Origin of the sequence: Christensenella hongkongensis (assembly GCF_000981035.1) — a bacterium.
Classification (GTDB): domain Bacteria; phylum Bacillota; class Clostridia; order Christensenellales; family Christensenellaceae; genus Christensenella; species Christensenella hongkongensis.
Genome location: NZ_LAYJ01000080.1, coordinates 1 through 1,787, shown reverse-complemented (window position 1 = coordinate 1,787; position 1,787 = coordinate 1). Strand labels below are relative to the sequence as shown.

Sequence of the window (1,787 nt, the reverse complement as noted above, 5' to 3'; positions counted from 1 at the left end):
AAAAGCATGAAAATACTGGTCGATACGCGGGAGCAGGATACACCTGCCCTGCGTAGGCGCATCAAGGCAATGGAATGCGGTGTGGAGCGCGTAAAGCTTGATGTGGGGGATTACTCCTGCAAGTGTATGCTACCGGACGGCGCAGAATACAGCCTTGAAAAAGAAGTCGTCATAGAGCGGAAAATGAATACTGACGAGCTATGCCAATGCTTTACCAGGGGGCGCGCCCGGTTTCAGCGTGAGTTTGAACGGGCGGCGGCAAACGGGACAAAGGTATACCTGCTGATTGAAGAAGCAAATTGGGAGACAATCTTTGACGGGGAATACAGGAGCCGTCTGAACCCGGATGCGTTAACAGCGAGTATTTGTGCATGGGCGGCGCGGTATAACATAAACGTTATATTCTGCAATGCCAGAACTTCCGGGCTGCTGATCAAAAGGCTTTTGCGTTATGAGCTGAAAGAACGGCTGGAAAGGGGCGATGCCGATGAGGTTAGCGGAACAGCTTAAAGAAGCGTTAACGATGGGCGATGTTCTTGAAAAGTACGGCTTTCACCTTGGATATAACCACCGTATACGCTGCCCGTTTCATGAAGAAAAAACGGCGAGCTTCCTTGTCCACAAAAATAACAGGAGCTGGAAATGCTACGGCTGCGGCGCCGGGGGAACGGTGATCGATTTCGTGATGCGGCTATACGATATCAACTTTGGTCAGGCATGTATCAGGCTGAACAGCGATTTTGGACTGGGGCTGACGGATAAACGTCCAAATATGGCGGAAATACGCCGCAGGCGGGTACAGGACTTTGAAAAGCGTCAACGGGAACGTGATATCAGGAGGGCGGTGGATGCGCTGGCAAGGGAGCACAGGAGGCTTATGTGGATACATGACAACATAATGCCTGATAATCGGTCTGAGCGGCTTTTTTCATGGTATTACAAAGAAATGGCGAGGCTCGAATACATCAGGAGTATTTTTGATTTTTACGACATGGAAGGGCAGGAGGAATGGTGGAAGAATTACGGACATTTACAAAAGCGGATTTCCTGAACACGCCTGATCCATTTGAGGTTGTTTACGCAACGCGGGAAGATCCGTTTGTCCACGCGCAGATGAAGGCGAAATATGCAGACCTGGCGCGCAGTGTGGGCGTAAGGAATTTTACATCGCTGTATGCCGATTACGTCAAACAGCAAAACATGGTGGGAAAGACGGTTTATGTGGGAAACCCAACCGATTTTGAAGGACAGGAGCTGGAGCTGAACGCCGGGGAATGGACGGCGGATGATAGCGGCGTCTATACCTATATGGGGCATGAGCAGGTTTGTGCCTGTGTCCATCCGATCATGCCGGTCATGCGCCTTGTGAACGTGGATACCGGAATTGAGAAGATAAAGCTTGCTTACCGCAAGGGAAAGGCATGGCGCAGCGCGGTCATTGACAAAAAAACGATTGCGTCAAACAACAGCATCGTACAGCTTGCAGACCTTGGGATCGCGGTAACGTCGGAAAACTCGAAATATCTGGTGCGGTATTTACACGACATTGAAAATGAGAATTACGACCTGATACCGGAAAAAAACAGTGTGGGGCGGCTTGGATGGATCGGCGACGAAGGCTTTTCGCCATATGTTGAAAACCTTGAGTTTGACGGAATGGCGAATTTTAAACTGTTTTTCGAAAGCGTGAGGGAAAACGGCAGCTATGAAAAATGGCTTGAGGTTGCGCGGGAGGTTCGCAGCAACAGTATTTACGCACGTATTATTCTGTCGGCGAGCTTTGCAAG

General features: G+C 49.9%; 3 protein-coding genes. All 3 read left to right on the top strand.

The window, feature by feature from the left end; genetic code table 11:
• Positions 1-510, top strand: a 510-nt coding sequence (locus CHK_RS06145) for an ERCC4 domain-containing protein (RefSeq protein WP_082103431.1), incomplete at its 5' end; no start/stop codon positions are given.
• Positions 488-1,051, top strand: coding sequence for a CHC2 zinc finger domain-containing protein (locus CHK_RS15635; protein WP_052740414.1), 564 nt, complete (start codon positions 488-490; stop codon positions 1,049-1,051). The genes CHK_RS06145 and CHK_RS15635, both read left to right, overlap by 23 nt.
• On the top strand, positions 1,009-1,787 hold a 779-nt coding region (locus tag CHK_RS06135; RefSeq protein WP_152651663.1), incomplete at its 3' end, for a DUF927 domain-containing protein. The genes CHK_RS15635 and CHK_RS06135, both read left to right, overlap by 43 nt.